At 67.1% G+C, this 15,570-nt stretch carries 15 protein-coding genes and 4 pseudogenes; 7 read left to right on the forward strand and 12 right to left on the reverse strand.

Going from position 1 to position 15,570, the window contains the following annotated elements:
- Positions 1-261: 261 nt before the first annotated feature.
- The 6 genes and pseudogenes from ltrA to NF20_RS25930 all read left to right on the forward strand — a co-directional run bounded on the left by ltrA (position 262) and on the right by NF20_RS25930 (position 4,711).
- A complete protein-coding gene (gene ltrA / locus NF20_RS03295) occupies positions 262-1,710 on the forward strand; it encodes a group II intron reverse transcriptase/maturase (protein WP_007168383.1) in 1,449 nt (482 codons plus the stop codon).
- Positions 1,711-1,817: 107 nt separating this feature from the next.
- Positions 1,818-2,294 (forward strand): annotated as a pseudogene (locus NF20_RS25920) (IS3 family transposase); the annotation flags it as partial.
- Positions 2,295-2,298: 4 nt separating this feature from the next.
- Positions 2,299-2,553 (forward strand): hypothetical protein, encoded by a 255-nt coding sequence (locus NF20_RS03305; RefSeq protein ID WP_076221078.1) that lies wholly within the window; start codon positions 2,299-2,301, stop codon positions 2,551-2,553.
- Between the two features lie 338 nt (positions 2,554-2,891).
- Positions 2,892-3,185 carry a hypothetical protein gene (locus NF20_RS03310; RefSeq protein WP_033711214.1) on the forward strand — a complete coding sequence of 98 codons (294 nt, stop codon included), beginning with the start codon at positions 2,892-2,894 and terminating at the stop codon, positions 3,183-3,185.
- Complete coding sequence (locus tag NF20_RS25925) at positions 3,186-4,277, forward strand: hypothetical protein (RefSeq protein ID WP_076221080.1); 1,092 nt, start codon at positions 3,186-3,188, stop codon at positions 4,275-4,277.
- On the forward strand, positions 4,241-4,711 hold the full coding sequence (locus NF20_RS25930) for a hypothetical protein (protein WP_076221082.1): 471 nt from the start codon (positions 4,241-4,243) through the stop codon (positions 4,709-4,711). Before NF20_RS25925 ends, NF20_RS25930 begins: the two co-directional genes overlap by 37 nt.
- A 147-nt stretch (positions 4,712-4,858) precedes the next feature.
- On the opposite strand, the gene NF20_RS03315 is transcribed toward NF20_RS25930, so the two are convergent.
- From NF20_RS03315 to NF20_RS03355, 9 genes and pseudogenes are all read right to left on the reverse strand, one after another.
- Positions 4,859-5,071, reverse strand: a complete 213-nt coding sequence (locus NF20_RS03315) for a hypothetical protein (RefSeq protein WP_033711216.1) — start codon at positions 5,069-5,071, stop codon at positions 4,859-4,861.
- 139 nt (positions 5,072-5,210) lie between these two features.
- Entirely contained in the window at positions 5,211-5,435 is a 225-nt protein-coding gene (locus NF20_RS27960; protein ID WP_033711218.1) for a hypothetical protein, read from the reverse strand.
- Positions 5,419-5,993, reverse strand: a pseudogene (locus NF20_RS03325) (DUF222 domain-containing protein). The gene NF20_RS27960 and the pseudogene NF20_RS03325 overlap by 17 nt, the downstream one beginning before the upstream one ends.
- Positions 5,914-6,975: pseudogene (locus NF20_RS03330) on the reverse strand (M24 family metallopeptidase). The pseudogenes NF20_RS03325 and NF20_RS03330 overlap by 80 nt, the downstream one beginning before the upstream one ends.
- On the reverse strand, positions 6,975-8,060 hold the full coding sequence (locus NF20_RS03335) for an IS630 family transposase (RefSeq protein ID WP_033711221.1): 1,086 nt from the start codon (positions 8,058-8,060) through the stop codon (positions 6,975-6,977). The pseudogene NF20_RS03330 and the gene NF20_RS03335 overlap by 1 nt, the downstream one beginning before the upstream one ends.
- Before the next feature lie 129 nt (positions 8,061-8,189).
- Complete coding sequence (locus NF20_RS03340; protein WP_023861711.1) at positions 8,190-9,419, reverse strand: M24 family metallopeptidase; 1,230 nt, start codon at positions 9,417-9,419, stop codon at positions 8,190-8,192.
- A 70-nt stretch (positions 9,420-9,489) separates the two neighbouring features.
- A pseudogene (locus tag NF20_RS03345) lies at positions 9,490-10,438 on the reverse strand (SDR family oxidoreductase).
- A complete protein-coding gene (locus NF20_RS03350; RefSeq protein ID WP_033711225.1) occupies positions 10,432-11,661 on the reverse strand; it encodes a cytochrome P450 in 1,230 nt (409 codons plus the stop codon). Before NF20_RS03350 ends, NF20_RS03345 begins: the two are co-directional and overlap by 7 nt.
- A complete protein-coding gene (locus NF20_RS03355; protein WP_023871318.1) occupies positions 11,658-12,392 on the reverse strand; it encodes a TetR family transcriptional regulator in 735 nt (244 codons plus the stop codon). Before NF20_RS03355 ends, NF20_RS03350 begins: the two co-directional genes overlap by 4 nt.
- A gap of 184 nt (positions 12,393-12,576) precedes the next feature.
- On the opposite strand from NF20_RS03355, the gene NF20_RS03360 reads away from it, so the two are divergent.
- Positions 12,577-13,053: a nitroreductase family deazaflavin-dependent oxidoreductase gene (locus NF20_RS03360; RefSeq protein ID WP_019733502.1), complete on the forward strand. Its 477-nt coding sequence runs from the start codon at positions 12,577-12,579 to the stop codon at positions 13,051-13,053.
- Positions 13,054-13,064: 11 nt separating this feature from the next.
- On the opposite strand, the gene NF20_RS03365 is transcribed toward NF20_RS03360, so the two are convergent.
- The 3 genes from NF20_RS03365 to NF20_RS03375 form a co-directional block, all read right to left on the reverse strand.
- Positions 13,065-13,556, reverse strand: coding sequence for a DUF2231 domain-containing protein (locus tag NF20_RS03365; protein WP_019733501.1), 492 nt, complete (start codon positions 13,554-13,556; stop codon positions 13,065-13,067).
- A gap of 25 nt (positions 13,557-13,581) precedes the next feature.
- Positions 13,582-14,217, reverse strand: a complete 636-nt coding sequence (locus NF20_RS03370; protein WP_031348006.1) for a hypothetical protein — start codon at positions 14,215-14,217, stop codon at positions 13,582-13,584.
- Between the two features lie 126 nt (positions 14,218-14,343).
- Entirely contained in the window at positions 14,344-15,153 is an 810-nt protein-coding gene (locus NF20_RS03375; RefSeq protein ID WP_019733499.1) for a SigB/SigF/SigG family RNA polymerase sigma factor, read from the reverse strand.
- Positions 15,154-15,570: the final 417 nt, after the last annotated feature.

Below are 15,570 nucleotides of genomic sequence, written 5' to 3' on the forward strand. Positions count from 1 at the left end.
GACTGCGGCGTAGCCGTGACGAGGTCGCAGGGGCATAGCTGGACACCTCACCCGTCAAACGGTTGACAGTGAACACGGGAACCACCGCGCCGGTCCCCGGTCAGATCCGGCAGCCAGCCGGGCTGGAGGGGTAGGCAGTCGTCGGCTGATGCCGGTGTGGTGGGGCGGAGGAGCCGTAGTAGTCCGAGGCCGGGAAAGCCGGTCGCATGGCAAAGGGCTCCAGCGGGTTCGCGGCGAGTACGCAGACTGTGGAGGTCACTTGTGAATACGAGTGCTTTGTGGCCCGACCCGGACACGGCCGAGCTGCGGGTACGCAGGATGCAACGCAAACTGCACCATTGGGCGGTTGATGAAAGCGACCGCTGTTTCGATGATTTGTACAACCTCGTTTATGACCCCGCATTCCTCACCCTCGCGTGGGAGCGGGTGCGGACGAACAAGGGTGCGCGCTCAGCCGGTGCCGATGGGACCGCACCGCGGTCTGTCGGTGCGGCAGAGGCGGTCGGACTGCTTCAGCGGCTCCGCGAGGAACTCAAGGAGCGGATATTCCGGCCGGATCCGGTGCGGGAGGTGATGATCCCGAAGGCGAACGGCAAGCTCCGCCGCCTGGGTATCGCGACCGTCGCCGACCGGGTCGTGCAAGCTTCGCTGAAGCTGGTGCTGGAGCCCATTTTCGAGGCGGACTTTCATCCGTGCGCATATGGGTTCCGGCCGGGCAGGCGAGCCCAGGACGCCATCGCTGAGATCCATCACCTCGCCAGCGGCTCACGGGCCTATCACTGGGTTTTCGAGGGAGACATCACGGCGTGCTTCGATGAAATCTCGCATTCGGCCCTTATGGGCCGGGTGCGGCGACGTGTCGGGGACAAACGCGTTCTGGCCCTGGTGAAGTCGTTCCTCAAAGCCGGGATTCTCTCGAAAGATCTCGGCTACCGGGACACCATCACCGGCACTCCGCAAGGCGGAATCCTCTCACCACTGCTCAGCAATGTCGCCCTGTCCGTTCTCGACGAGCACTTCGCCGCGAAGTGGAAGGCGCTCGGCCCGGAATGGACACGTGCCAAGCATCGACGCGCCGGAGTTCCGACCATGAAAATCGTCCGCTACGCAGACGATTTCTGTGTCATGGTCCACGGCACTCGCGCTGATGCCGAAGCGCTTTGGGACGAGATCGCAGCAGTGCTCGCGCCGATGGGCCTGCGCCTGTCGGTCGAGAAGAGCAGGATCTGCCACGTCGACGAGGGGTTCGAGTTCCTCGGCTTCCGCATCCAACGGCAGATCAAAAGGGGCACGACCAAGCACTACGTCTACACCTGGCCGTCGAAGAAGGCACTTATGTCCATCACCGACAAAGTCAGGAATCTGACGCGGCGACACAAACATCGAACGCTCGCTGATCTGCTGCGCCAACTCAACCCCGTCCTGCGGGGATGGTGCAATTACTTCCAGCACGGGGTGTCCAAACGCACCTTCGACTACCTCGACCACTTCACATGGTGGCGGGTGGTGACTTGGATGCGCAAACGGCACCACGGGCTGGCGTGGGGCGTCTTCCATCGACGGTTCCTGCCCAATTGGCAAATCCGCGAAGGCAAGACGGCGATGTTTCGGCCGCAGAAGGTAGAGGTCACCCGATACCGCTACCGGGGCACGAAAATCATCACCCCTTGGACAGCGAGGCCGACGGACATCACTGCACCAGTGGCCTGAATCCGTGGAGAGCCCGTTGCGGAGAAATTCGCTCGGCGGGTTCGGAGGGCGGGCCGGGGAAACGGATCGGTAGAAATGCCGACACCGCGCCCCGGTCCGACCCCTACACCTACTTGCGTACCGGTCAGGGCTGGCTGTACTTGTGCGCGGTACGGGACGGCTGTAGCCGGCGGGTGATCGGCTGGGCCATCGATGAGCACCTGCGTACTGACCTGGTTGAGTCGGCGCTGTCGATGGCAGTCGCGCTGCGTGGCGAGCTGGCCGAGCAAGTCATCTTCCATGCCGACCGTGGCTGCCAGTACACCTCGGCACAGCTGGCGCGGTTCGCTCACCGGCACAATATGGCCCGCTCGGTCGGGCGCACCGGGGTGTGTTGGGACAATGCTGCAGCCGAATCATTTTGGGCCACACTAAAAGTCGAGTTCTACGACCGCCACCTATGGCCCAGTCGAGCTACGGCCAAGATCGCCGTCGGAGACTGGATCGAACGGGTCTACAACCGACGCCGCCGTCACTCGGCCCTCGGTATGATCAGCCCCGTCGACTACGAGAATAGATTCACTCAGACGGCACAAGCCGCCTAACCCTGTGTCCACCAAACGGGGTCAAGCCCAGGCCGGACTCGCGCGAGCTGTCTTGCAACGGCACGACTTCGCGGCCGGCGAGGCCCGCTACGACGTGTACGCAAGCGTCGGTGTCGACCTCGGGTCGTGCGGTGACCACGCCAGGCTGTTCGACGCGGCGTCGGTCCTCATGCAGTCCGGCAACGCGCTGCGCTCCGCGCAACGCCGCCAGGCGATCGACGCGGCCAAGCAGCGCCACCCCGCAGGGCGTGCACTGTGAGCCGCCGTAGCTGGCCCGAACGCATCGCCGCAGCGGTTGCAGTGACCGCCGCAGTGACCTTCTGCGCGGCCGTCTATGTCGCTGCGGCGGTCGGTCTCGCCGCCGGCGCGATAACCGCTGTCCTGTTCGGCGCTGTGCTGCTGGGCCAGTACTCGGGGAGCGGAACCGATGATCCGCTGGTGGCTGGCCGGCGTCGCCGCGATGGCCGCCGTTTGTGTGGTGGCGCCGGCCGCTGCCGCCGCCCCCCGCCCGCTACCGCCGGCGCCGCCCCGGGGTACGTGTCGCCAGCCGCCTTGTGCATAGCAATCCACCTGTGACCCGCATAAACTCAGGCGGTTATGGGGCAAGGTTCAATGCAGGTTCTCCCGCCCGAGCTGGTAGCTACAGCCGGCCAGTGGGAAGCGCTCACCTCCCAGCTCGTGGGGGCGCCGCCGTCGCCGGGGCAACCGTTCCAGGCCACGACGGCGGCCGTGAACGCCGTCAACGCGGCGATCGGTGTCACCGCAGCGGCCTTCACCGCGCGGACGCAGGAAACGGTCGGCGGGGTCACGACCGCGGCCGACGGATACACGGCGCAGGAGGCCACCTCGGCGGCCGACATGTCCAACATCGCCGGAGTGACGGTGGTGTAGATGCCAGCAACCCTGTCGCAAATCCAGGCGTGGAGCACCGAGCACCTCATCGACGCGGCCGCCTTCTGGACGCAAACCGCCGATCGCTGGGAAGACGCCTTCCTCACCATGCGTAACCAGGCGCAATCCATCACCTGGCACGGCGCCGGCGGCGACGCGCTGCGGCAACGCACCGGAGCCGACCTATCTGTCGTCAGTGGCAAAGCCGACCTGCTACGGCAGGCAGCTGGGATAGCCCGTAACGGCGCCAGCGACATCAGCGCGGCCCAACGGCGAGTCCTGTACGGCGTCGAAGACGCCCAGAACGCGGGATTCACTGTCGGAGAAGACCTTTCGGTCACCGATACCCGCAGCACCAGCCCGACAGAACGCGCCGCACGCCAAGCCCAGGCCGAAGCGTTCGCCGCTGACCTCCGGTTGCGCGCCGAGCAACTCGACGCGGCGGACACCAAGGTCTCAGGCCAACTCACCGCCGCTACCGCTGGTCTCAGCGGCGGCGGCTTTGCGCCGACACCGGGCTCCGGCCACGCCACACCGGCCGACAACCGCACCACGCCGGGATCGAACCGCAACAACGGCGCGAAGTTAGTCGATTACTTCAAACAAGACGGAGGACCGCAGCCGCAACCCGCGGGACCGCAGCCGCAGCCGCAACCCGCGGGACCGCAGCCCAGCTTCTTGGACCAGTACAAGCAAGCTCTGACGTCACCCGGCCAGCAAGCGCAGCCGTCTGCCACACCTATGCCGGCATTCGGTCCGCGACCAGACTCCGGTCCTCAGCCAGCGCCAGGACCGATGCCTAGCGTGCCGCCTCAACCGAGCTTCGGGCAGTGTGTAGGGGGTCAGGTGAAAGCTAACGTCGGCAAGGACATGGTTAAAGGCGGATTCGAGACAGGCATCAAGGGTGCGATCGTCGGTGCGGCAGGTGGCGGAATAGCCACTCCCGAGTTCGCCGGCGCAGGGGCGTTGCCCGGGGCCGTCCTCGGCTTTGTCGGCGGGTTCGCGAAGGGGGTAGAGGAAGCCCCTGTCAAAGCGGCCCTAGAAGGCGCAGCCGAATGCGCCGATGTACCGATACCGGGGTGGATGAAGTGATTAACATGAAACGGGCCGTGCTCATTCTGCCGCTGTATGTCGCCGCGCTTACTGCCGTCGACATGGTGTTCCATTCAACTCGCCTCAACCCCAGCAAGTCTGTTCCAGTCTGGATAGTCGTCGGTTTTATTGCCTCTGCAATAGCCGTAGTTGCCGTAGGGATCTGGTACTTCACTCAACGGGCTAGCGGCAAGATTTCACAGAAACGCGAGCACGCTTACATAGCGCTTCTCGTCGGCGTAATGGCGTCCCTTTTCGCCGGCGACGTACTGGGTAGCATGGCATCACTTCTTTTAGGCGGCAGGTCGGTGTGGGCCATGGCGCCAAGCTATGCACTCTCATACGTCGTCTTATTGTGGGCGATAGCGTGGACGTCGAAAGCGCTGGATAGTCGCGCTGGCAACGCAGATGACCGCAGCGGCACCCCACGCTAAACACTTCACTTCCAGCGGAACCCGCTGCTCCCGCCTACGCGCACGATCACCGGCCGCTGCTGTTCCAGCGCCGTGACCCGCGCCTGACGGCGGCCAGGGCCGCCGCACCGACCCGCCACCGCAGCCGCCACAACCACCGCAGAATGGTCATACCTTAAGGTATTCGACCATTTTGGAGCCGTCGTCCGGCTCGAATATGACGGTGTCATCGGGCCGCAGCACCGCGACGTAGAAACAGGTGGCGTTCCGCGCATTCTCGGTATTGCGTGTCCCGACCATGCCGCGGACAGCCTCCGGGAGCATCCACCCGGGCACGTCCGTCGGTTCGCCCGCGCGCAGCGCGTCGAGGATCCGCTGCAACGGGTATGGGTAGTCGGCGGAGTCAACCGACCACCCGGCGATGCGCTCGGCGTGGAGGCGGGCGTCCCCCCGACCGCCGCGCGGACAGCCTGGTAAACGCCGCCTTGGCGGTTGTTTCCATCGCTCACCACAACAGGCATCAGGCCGTCCCCTTCCGTCCGCGGTACACGCCTTCCCAGCGCTTCTGGCCAGCCGCCACGTGCTGCGGCGACTTCAGCGGCGCAAACTCCTCGAGCTGCAACCACTTTAGGTGCTCGGAAACCTTGTCGTCTTGCAGCCGACGCTCAGCCAGGTATTTCACGATCAGCGAACCATTGCCCTCGCCGGCGCGCTCAGCCTCGATCCGCTCATCGAGCAGCTGCACGGCGTCGGCAGCTCGGCAGGCAGCGTCGATGTGCTGTTGCTCGCGTTCGTCCCACCGGATGGTTTCGCCGCGCTTGACGCTTTCGCGGGCCAGCGCGGCGGCGAGCGCGGCGCGTAGCTGTTCCCCTGCTGTCATCCCTCACCAACTGGTGGCAGAACTTGCGGATCACCGCCACCTGCTCGAGACCCAACCACCCCGCGCGTTGCGCGGCCGCGGTGGCCGCCAGCAGCGGAGGCAACGGCTCGCCGGTCAACCCGACGCGGGGCCCAGGTCAGCGGCGGTGTGTACCCGCCGGGCGGCCTCGGCGCGGCTGATCAGGGTGGCCTCGGCGATCGCATGCGAAAGCCGGCCACCCAACTCCGCCGGGCTGGCTTGCCGCGCAACATGATTGATCAGCTGATGCTCGGGGACAGGCAGGCGTCGGCGCACCGTCTCGCAACGCTGCAACAACGATAGACACTCGCGCGGTGTCAACGCGTCAAAACTCAACTCGCCCAGGCGGTCGACCGCAGCATCCAGCGCATCGAAGACCTCGACGATCTCTTCCCTGCACCCCACCCTCGGTGATGTGGACGGTGTCGCGGCGGAACACCGCGCCGATCCCGCGCTGCCACACGTAGCCGGTGATCGCCAACACCATGCCGGCCTCCAGCCGATCCCGTTCTCCTCAGGCCGCCAGTGTTTCGGACACCACCGGCGGATCGAAACCGAGGCCCAGCCCGTGCGCCACCGGCATCGGCGGTACCGGCTCATCGACAGCGCGATAGGCGGCGAGCAGATCACCGGTGGACGCACCGGGGCGGCAGGCGGCAAGCATCCTGTCGTACAACGCATTCGACCGGCCGAACAGCGCGCGAACCTGACCGCCGACCGTATCACCGGCCGGCCAGGTGCGGCCCACCTCGGCCACATAACCGTCGGCCAGCGCCCCGGCGGCGAACGCCACCAGGTCACCCGGGCGCACCTCGCCCGAAAAGGCCCGCCGCCACAGCCGTTCCCGCGACGTCACCCACGCGGCATCCTGGGTGGCCGGCGTGCTGACCCCACCCGCGGCCATCGCCCCCATCATGGCCCCGGCCAGCGTCCGCTCCGCCACGCCCGGCGCCAATTCGGCCAGCGCAGCAGCCAATCCGTGCTCGGCGACGCGCAGCGCCGCACCCATCGCGGTGATTTCGTCGGGCGTCTTGATGCGCAGCGCCGCACGCATCGCCGGCTCGGCGTCCACGAGTTCGGCATTGGGGAACGCCTCGGGCAGCAAGGCGGCGAAAGTCGGTGTGAGCGCGTCGGTTCCGACCCGCCGCGCCGATTCGGCGCCCTCGACCTTCCTGAGCACGTCGATCAGCGTCACCGGATTCCAGGCCAGGCCGTACAGGTGATCGTGGTCGATCTCCTCCGGGACACCCTCGTCGTCGGTGCTGTTCAGATAGATGTCCCCGGTGGCGCGCACCAGCACGCACATCGGGCCGAACGGTCGCGTTCCGGCTATCCAGAGCTGCGGCGCGCCGGTGACGTACCGGACGTTGGCCTGCCGGCCGAGCACTAGTGTTGTGAGTCGTTAATCCGCTTGCAGTAGTTGGCGATGGATTCCAGGATTTGATCGGCGGTCTTGGTCCAGACGTAGGGGCGCGGGTTGTCGTTCCAGGTTTGGATCCAGGTGCGGATGTCGGTGTTGAGTTGGCGCACCGAGGTGTGGGTGCCGCGGCGTAGTTTTTTGGTGGTCAGTTCGGCGAACCAGCGTTCGACGAGGTTGAGCCAGCTGGAGCTGGTCGGGGTGAAGTGCAAGACGAAGCGTGGGTGCGCGGTCAGCCAGCGTTTGACCTGCGGTGTTTTGTGGGTGGAGGCGTTGTCCAGTACGACGTGGCAATCCAGGTCGGCGGGGACATGAGCGTCGATCTTTTTCAGGAAGGCCAGAAATTCTTGGGCGCGGTGGCGCGAGTGCAGGGCGCCGATGACCTGGCCGGTGGCCAGATCCAGGGCGGCATACAGGCTTGAGGTGCCATGGCGGACGTAGTCGTGGCTGGCGCGCGCCGGGGTGCCGGGCAGCATCGGGAACACCGGTGCGGTGCGGTTAAGCGCCTGGATCTGGGTTTTCTCATCCACGCACAACACCACCGCGCGCTCGGGCGGATTCAGATACAACCCGACGACGTCACGGACCTTCTGGACGAACAGCGGATCCTTGGACAGCTTCCACGAATCCTGTTTGTGCGGAGCCAATCCGAACGCCCGCCACACCCGCGAGACCATCGACTGGCTCAACCCCAGATGCTCGGCCATCGAGCGCGTCGACCAGTGCGTGGCATCAGGCGGTGTGGTCTCGAGCGTCGCGGTGATCAACGCTTCAATCCGCTCATCACCGACCACCCGGGGCCGGCCCGGGCGCGGCTGGTCGAGCAGCCCCTCGATGCGGTCAGCGGCAAAGCGATTACGCCACTTGGTCACCATCCCCCGCGTGATACCCAGATCACGTGCTATCGCGGTGTTACTCGAATCCCCTTCGCAGGCAAGCACAATGCGTGAACGCAGGGCCAACGCCTGGGCGCTCTTCGGACGTCGCGCCCACCCCTGCAACTGTTCACGCTCGTCATCGGTCAACACCACAGGCACAGCAATCGGACTCGGCACAGCCCAAGTCTACCCAGTGATCGCGGATTAACAACTCACGACACCAGCATGTCGAGGCCGTGCTCATCCATCGCCGCCAGCGCCCGTTGCCGGCGTGCCAACCGCAGCGCCGGGGCATCGGGCAGAACCTCAGTCGCCATAGGGCGCATAGGGGTAGTCGGTGATCGGCAGGTAGCCGTCCTCGGTGATCACCACGATCTCCTCACTGCGATAGCCTCCGGTCCCGTCCTCCCACACCACGGGTTCCAGCACCAGAACCATGCCCGGGGGAAAGACGAAGTTGTCGTCGAACTCCTCACCGAGATCCGTGCCGATCATCGGGGCTTCGGCGGGATAGGTGCCGATGCCGTGGCCCAGATAGAAATGCGGCAGCCACGGTTTGCGCCCGCCGTTCGCGGCGATCGCCGCACGCGCCAGATCACCCGACGTGACACCGGCTTTGGTCACCGCCAGCACGGCGTCCAGGATGTCGCGCCAGCGGTGGAACTGGTCCTGTTGCCGCGGCGTGGGCTCCCGGCCGACCACCCAGGTCCGGCCGAAGTCTGAACAGTATCCGGCGTAGGTGATGCTGATGTCGGTCCACAACACATCGCCGGCGGCCAGTTCCCGCTCGGTGGGCAGCAGCGGAAGCGCCAGGTCGCCATGCGTCGTCCATACCCCGGCTTCCCGCGAACTCGGCATCACCTGCCAGATCGCCTCCAGCATGTTGGTGGTGGCGCCCAGTTCGAATGCGCGGCGGACGAAGGTGGCCGAAAGGTCGATCTGCCGTACCCCCGGCCGCAGCGCCCGCTGCACGTCGACGATGGCCTCTTCGGTGATCCGGGCGGCCCGGCGCAGACACGACAGCTCGTCGCGGGTCTTCACCAGTTGCGCGGCGCCGAGCACCGTCGCCGCATCCGTCGGCGGGCCGGACGGAAACAGGGTGGCCGCGGCCCGGCGCATCGCCCCGGTGAGTTCGTCGACGGCGATGCGCCCCCGTGGCGGGACGAGATCGGCCAGCGTCCGCGCGAAATCCTGGACGCCGTGGTCGAATTCGAGATAGGCGGATCCGTGCAGGTGGTCGTCGGGTACCGGTGATTCCGCGGATGCGCCGCTGCGGAACGGCATGAACAGGTGCGGATGCTCGTCGTCGGCGAGCACGACGGCGACCGGGCGCTCCACGTGGGACAGGCCCGCATCCAGCAACGGCCAGCTGGCTCCCGTCGCATATCCCACGTAGCCGTTCATCAGCAGGATCAACGCGTCGACGCCGTGGTCGGCCATCGCGCCGCGCAACCGGGCCCCGGTCTCGGCGCGCATCCGCGCCCAGTCCGGCTCGTCGGGGATGTCGATCACCGATCCGCGCGCTGAGGCCGTCACGCTGAAATCCCCAGGAATTGCTTTCGCCCCGGCATCAACACCATCGTCCCTTCGTGGTCGTTGCTGCGGTTCAGCCGGGATAGTCGACGCCGCTGAGCTGTTCGGAGAGCCGCCACAACCGCGCCATCTCGGGCTCGCTGCGCGCCAGCGGCGGCACGCGCGCGAAAGTCACGCCGCCCCTGGCGGTTTCGTAGAACCCGCGCGGGCCATAGTAGCGAGCGCCCTGCGCATCCGGTGACACCGCGGCATACAGCGTCGGCTTGACGGCCTCGTCGATGTCGAGCCACATGAACGGCAGCAGCCGCCACGTCAGCCGGGTGAGGCGAGCCTGCAATGTCGGCGCGCTGCGGCCGTAGGAGGCGCCGCTGAGCAGATTGGTCTTGGCCAGTCCGGGGTGCGCGGCGTTGGACATCAGACCCCAACCGCCGAGCCGGCTGCGCCGGTCCAGCTCCACGGCGAACATCAGCTGTGCCAGTTTGGCCACCCCGTAGCTGTACATGGGTTGGTAGACGTGTTCGGCGTTCACGTCGGCGAAGTCGAGTTTGCGCTGGGTGGCGGCGATACTGCTGACGGTGACCACCCGGGCGGAGTCCGCGGCGCGCAGCAGCGCCAGCAGCCGTCCCGTCAACGCGAAGTGCCCGAGATGGTTTGTGCCGAACTGTAATTCGAATCCGTCGCTGGTCTGCTGCCGCCGGGGCGGGGCCATCACGCCGGCGTTGTTTGATCAAGATGTCGATCGGACGCCCCTCGGCGGTCAGCTGTTCACCCAGCGCGGCCACGCTGCGCAGCGACGACAGGTCCAGCTGGCGGATCGTGAACTTGGCCTGGGGGACCTCCCGCCGGATCGCGGCCACCGCCTGGTCGCCCTTGGCCGGGTCGCGGACCGCCAGCACCACCTCGGCGCCCGCGGCCGCAAGCCGCTTGGCCAGCCCGAACCCCAAGCCGCTGTTGGCCCCCGTCACGACGGCGAATTTGCCTCGCAGATCGGGGATTTCGAGGGTCAGGTTGGGCTTCACCATGTCACGGGCAGCTCGTAGAGGCCGTAGGCCAGTGCGTCGTGTTTGAACGGCAGTTCGTCCAGCGGCGCGGCGAGGCGCAGTGTGGGGACGCGGCGCAGCAACGTGGGCAGGACGATCTGCAGTTCCATCCGGGCCAGCTGCTGACCCACGCATTGGTGGCGACCGTAACCGAACCCGACGTGGGGCCCGTCTTCGCGGCGCAGGTCCAGCCGGTCCGGGTTGGGGAATTGGCGGGCATCCCAATTCGCGGGAGCGACGTCGAGGATGATGCCCTCGCCGGCCCGGATCGTCTCACCGCCGATCTCGATGTCCTCGATGGCGATGCGCCGCTGCCCGGTCTGGATGATGCTCAGGTAGCGCATCAGCTCTTCGACCGCGGTGGCGATGACCTTGGGGTCGTCGGTGTCGCACAACAGCGCACGCTGGTCGGGATGCTCGAGCAACGCCGCCACACTGAGGCTGATCATGTTCGCGGTGGTCTCATGGCCCGCGATCAGCACGCCGGTGGCCAGCTGCGCGGCCTCGCGCACGCTGATCTCTTCGGCGTTGACCCGCTCCGCCAGGTCGGACACCAAATCCTCTGAGGGACTTTGCATTTTGGCCCGGACCAGGTTGGCCAGATACTTCGCCAACGAGGCCGCGCCCTGAGCGGTGTCCTCCTCGGTCGCGTACCGGCCCATGCCGCGCTGGGCTTGGGTCTGGAAGAACTCCGCGTCCTCGTACGGCACCCCCAGCAGTTCGCTGATGACCAGCGAGGGGACCGGCAGCGAGACGGTGCTGACGATGTCGCCCGGGTTCGGACCCCTCAGCAGCGCGTCGATGTGGTCATCGGTGATCTTCTGCACCGCCGGCCGCAGCGCCTCCACCCGCTTGAAGGTGAACGGTTTGGACAGCATCCGGCGAAACCTGGTGTGCTCCTCGGCGTCGGAGGTGAACACCGAACGCGGCCGCTTGTGCACCGTGGCGAGCATGCCCTCGTTCCAGTGCGGATAACCGGGCAGGCGGTCGTCCACACTGGTGCGCGCATCGGCGAACAACGCGCGGATCGCCTGGTAGCCGTGGACCAGCCACGGGGTGCTGCCGGCCCAGATCCGCACCCTGCTCAGCTGCTTGTCGGCGTTGAGCTGCAACACCTTCGGTGGCGGGGCGAACGGGCAGCCCGGGGCCCGCGTCATCGGGAAGTCCGGAATGTCGGTGTCGGCGTCGGTCGACGGCTGCGTCATCGTGCTCCTCGGTGATCGGTCTGCCCGGTGGCCGGTGCCGTGGTCTGCCCCGTGGGACCGGCCGCGGCCGCCACGTGCACCGGCGCTCGCCACAGCCCGACGATGGCGTCGATCAGCCCTTCCGCGGCGACCGGCCACGCCGACCGGGACCGCGGCCCGTGTTCGGCCAGCGCGCCCTCGTGCTCGGCGCAGGTGTGCATGAGAAGGTTGCGCACCATGACCGTGCGCTCGGCCCGCACCCGCCGGGGCAGCTCGGGAAGGCAGCGGTTGATGCCGTCGAGGGTGCGCACCAGCAACGGCGAACTCAGCGCGTCCTTGGTGACCACGTGGCGGTAGCTGGGATCGGCCATGGCCTGGGCGGCGAACCGGGCATACCAGCTGGGGGTGCCCAGCGCGGACAGGTGGTCGGTCAGCGGGCGCACCAGCGTGCCCACCCAGTCGCGCAGCTCGGTGGAATCGCCGACGGCGGCCAACATCTGCGCGCGCAGCTTCTCGATCGGCTGGCGGTGCTTGCCCTCGATGGCCCGGAGCAGATCGACCCGGGTGCCGAAGTGGTAGCAGGCGGCGGCGTTGTTGCCCTGCCCGGCGGCTTCGCTGATCTGCCGGTTCGACACGGCGTACATCCCGCGCTCGGCGAACAACACCTCGGCGGCCGACAGGATGGCCTCTCGGGTGCCCGTCGATCTGTCGGAACGAGCGATGCGCTCGGCGGTCATCGCCTCAGTGAACACCCACCCTCGTGTTAAATCAAGCAATTTATTTACCGTCGCACCGCGGGCGAGGGCAGGCGTCGCACCGCGGGCGACGCCAGGCGGACCCGGGTGGGGCCGGGCTGCCTCGGTCAAAGGTGGGCGCGTCGACGGCATTTCATCGCGCTGACGCCTGCAGGCGGCTCACGGCGAATACAGTCGTGGCATGAATTCGCTGCAGCGGTTGGCCCGCAGCCGGGCGGTCTACCGCCTGCTGATGGGCTGCGGGCGGCCGATCGTCGAGGGTCTGGAGGCGCTGCTGCGGTTCGCCACGAAGGGGCGGCTGGGAGTGCTCGACCTCGCCGGTCTGCCGAATGTGCGGATCACCGTCTCGGGACGCAAGACCGGTCTCGCCCGAAGCGCGACGGTGCAGTACGTCCCTTTTCGTGACGGTCTGTTGTTGGTCGGTTCGAACTGGGGACGCCGGCGGCACCCGTCGTGGTCGGCGAATCTCGAAGCGGCACAACGGGTCACGGTGCGCAGGCGGGGGCATCGTTTCGTCGCGGCGGTGCAGCTGCTCAGTGGACAAGAGCGCGACGCGGCCTGGGCCGCCGCGCTGGCGCACTGGCCGAATTACGGTCTGGCCCAAGAACTCGCGGGTGCGCGGCGATTTCGGCTGTTTCTGCTCACCCCGACCGGCTGATCCGGGGACCGTTATCCCGGGTGCGCCTTTTTCAGGTGCGCTATCTCGCCGCCCCAAACCGATTGGGCCCCAGCGTCACCCACCCGGTAGATCTGGACCATCGAGGCGATGCCGATGCCCAGCGCCAGGACCGCGACGACGCCGCGGGTCAGCAGACGCCGCTTGTCCGACCGGCGTTCGATCAGGCCCAGCAGTGCCAGCACGATCGCGACCGCCAGCAGGGCGGCGGAAAAGTAGGTCATCGCACTGCCCAGGGTGGCGTGCTCCTGCAGGATGGGGCTGGGGTTGGCCCGCTGGTCGTACAGCCATCCCCCGGCGTCGATGGTGATCGGCGTCAGCGCCATCGTGACCACGGCCAGGATCAGCGTCAGCAGCATCAGCTGCCCGCGCCGCGCCGCCGGCCAGAGCCCGCACACGATGTCCAGCAGCGCCGTCAGCGGCACCAGCACCAGCACGAAATGCACCAGCAGCGCATGGGCCGGCATCCCGTTGATGACGTTCACGTCGCGCCCCCTCCGCAGCCGCGAGCTAGCCGCCCAGCCCCTTCTTGATGGCCGCGTCCTGCTTCTGGCCGACGTCGTTGACGAATTCGGGCGGGGCCAGCGTGTCGGTGGGACCGTCGAACTCCAGCGTCGCCAGCGCCTTGCCCTCGGTGAACAGCAGTACCACCACACCCTTGCTGCGGTCGGGTGCGTTACCCATCAGCATCGTGCCGCCGCTGCCGATGTTGGACGGCTGCGTGCTGGGGTCTTTGACCACGGCGCCCTGCTGGCCCTTCGCCGCGTTCAACGCGTTGGTCGCGGCGCCGGGGTCGTCGTAGATGCCGATGGTGATCTTGATGGCGTGGCTGCCGTCCTCGTCTTTGAAGGTGGTGGACACGCCGGGCTGGCCGTTGGGGTTGTCGGTCGGTGGAGCGCCGGTGAAGGGGACCGGCGCGTTGATGTCGCTCGCCTGGATGAGCAGCTTGGCGTACTCGTTGGGCGTCGCCGGCGCCGGCGACGAGGGCGGTGCCGCGGCGGGGCTGGTGGCCGAGGTCGACGAGGTGGCGGATCCGGTCTTCGACGTCGAAGGCTGCGACCTGTTGTTGCTGCCGCACCCGGCGACCGACACGGCCAGCGCCGTCGTCGCCGCCACCCCCGCGATCACCGCACGTGAAGTCCTCATCGCATCGAGCTCCCTTCCAGGCTTCCTGGCGACCTTCCCGGCGACACAGTCGGGTTCGTCTTCCGCATCGCACAGTACAGTGCTCCGCGGCAGCGAATGCCGCGGAGCACTCCTGGTATGAACGGTTTACTCGAGTTGGTCGCGCAGGCAGCGCAGGGTGTTTGCCAGGATGCGGGAGACCTGCATCTGCGAGACGCCGATCCGCTCGGCTATCTGGCTCTGCGTCATGGATTCGAAGAACCGCATCCGCAACACCTCGCGTTCGCGGTGCGGCAGGGTGGCGACCAGGACCCGCAGCGCTTCCCGGTTGGTGATGTGCTCGATCTGCGGGTCGATGTCGCCCACCGAGTCGGCCACCGAGCGCGGCGTCCCGGAACTGTCCGCACCCTGCGGCGCATCCAACGAGTCGAGGCGATAGGCGTCGCCGGCGACCAGGCATTCGACGATCTCTTCCCGCGGAACCTCGAGCACCTGCGACAGCTCGCCGGCGTTCGGCGCCCGGCCGAGCTGCTGGGCGAGGTCGGCGGTCGTCCTGCTGATCTGCACGTGCAACTCGCGCAGCCGCCGGGGCACCCGCATCCCCCAGCTGTAGTCACGGAAATAGCGGCGGACCTCGCCCATCATGGTGGGCACGGCGAACCCGATGAAGCTGGGGCCCTTCGCCGGATCGAAGCGGTTGACGGCGTTCATCAGCCCCAGCCGCGCGACCTGGACCAAGTCGTCGAGACCCTCGCCGCGGCGGGCGAAATGGCTGGCCACGTGATCGGCCAGGGGCAGGCATCGGGCCACGATGCGCTCACGCTGACGGCAGTACTCGTGCGATTCCGCGGGCATCCGGCGCAGTTCCAGGAACATCTCGACGACGTCTTCGTACGAATCGTCGGATTGGGTGGTGGGCCGGGCAGTTGTAGGTGTCGGAGCGATTGCGTTGGTCATAGGCTGGCGCACCTCTTCACTCGACGAATCGGGTAAACAACTGCGCGGGAACAAGTTTGCATTGCTGACTCACTCCTCGAGTCGTGCAGCGGGACCTCGCAGCGATGCGCACGGTCGCCTCCACTGCATCCTTATCCGCCGGACGGTCGATTACCCGTCGCACGGACTAGCAGGAAGGTGACTCGGATCGTGGATCGCCGGAGCCATACCAAGCTCAGTAGCCGTGCGGCTGACTGGGCCGCTTTTAGCTAAACGGCGACGCGTCCATAACGGACTTCAGTGGCGACTATACGCCCCATCGCCGCACCCGGCGATCGCTCACGGCAGCAGATTGCGGGCTTTTCTTAACAGTTTCCGACGTGTATCAGCGCCGGCCCAGCAAGGCCCGGGGATGGCCCGGCGGCCGCGTCACCAGTG

This window comes from Mycobacterium sp. MAC_080597_8934 (genome assembly GCF_000523975.1).
Lineage (GTDB): Bacteria > Actinomycetota > Actinomycetes > Mycobacteriales > Mycobacteriaceae > Mycobacterium > Mycobacterium avium.

Coding starts and splice junctions, on each gene's coding strand:
- NF20_RS03370 (WP_031348006.1), bottom strand. CDS start 14,217: ATGAGGACTTCACGTGCGGTGATCGCGGGGGTGGCGGCGACGACGGCG.
- NF20_RS03310 (WP_033711214.1), top strand. CDS start 2,892: ATGGGGCAAGGTTCAATGCAGGTTCTCCCGCCCGAGCTGGTAGCTACA.
- NF20_RS25930 (WP_076221082.1), top strand. CDS start 4,241: ATGCGCCGATGTACCGATACCGGGGTGGATGAAGTGATTAACATGAAA.
- NF20_RS25925 (WP_076221080.1), top strand. CDS start 3,186: ATGCCAGCAACCCTGTCGCAAATCCAGGCGTGGAGCACCGAGCACCTC.
- NF20_RS03360 (WP_019733502.1), top strand. CDS start 12,577: ATGAATTCGCTGCAGCGGTTGGCCCGCAGCCGGGCGGTCTACCGCCTG.
- NF20_RS03375 (WP_019733499.1), bottom strand. CDS start 15,153: ATGACCAACGCAATCGCTCCGACACCTACAACTGCCCGGCCCACCACC.
- NF20_RS03350 (WP_033711225.1), bottom strand. CDS start 11,661: ATGACGCAGCCGTCGACCGACGCCGACACCGACATTCCGGACTTCCCG.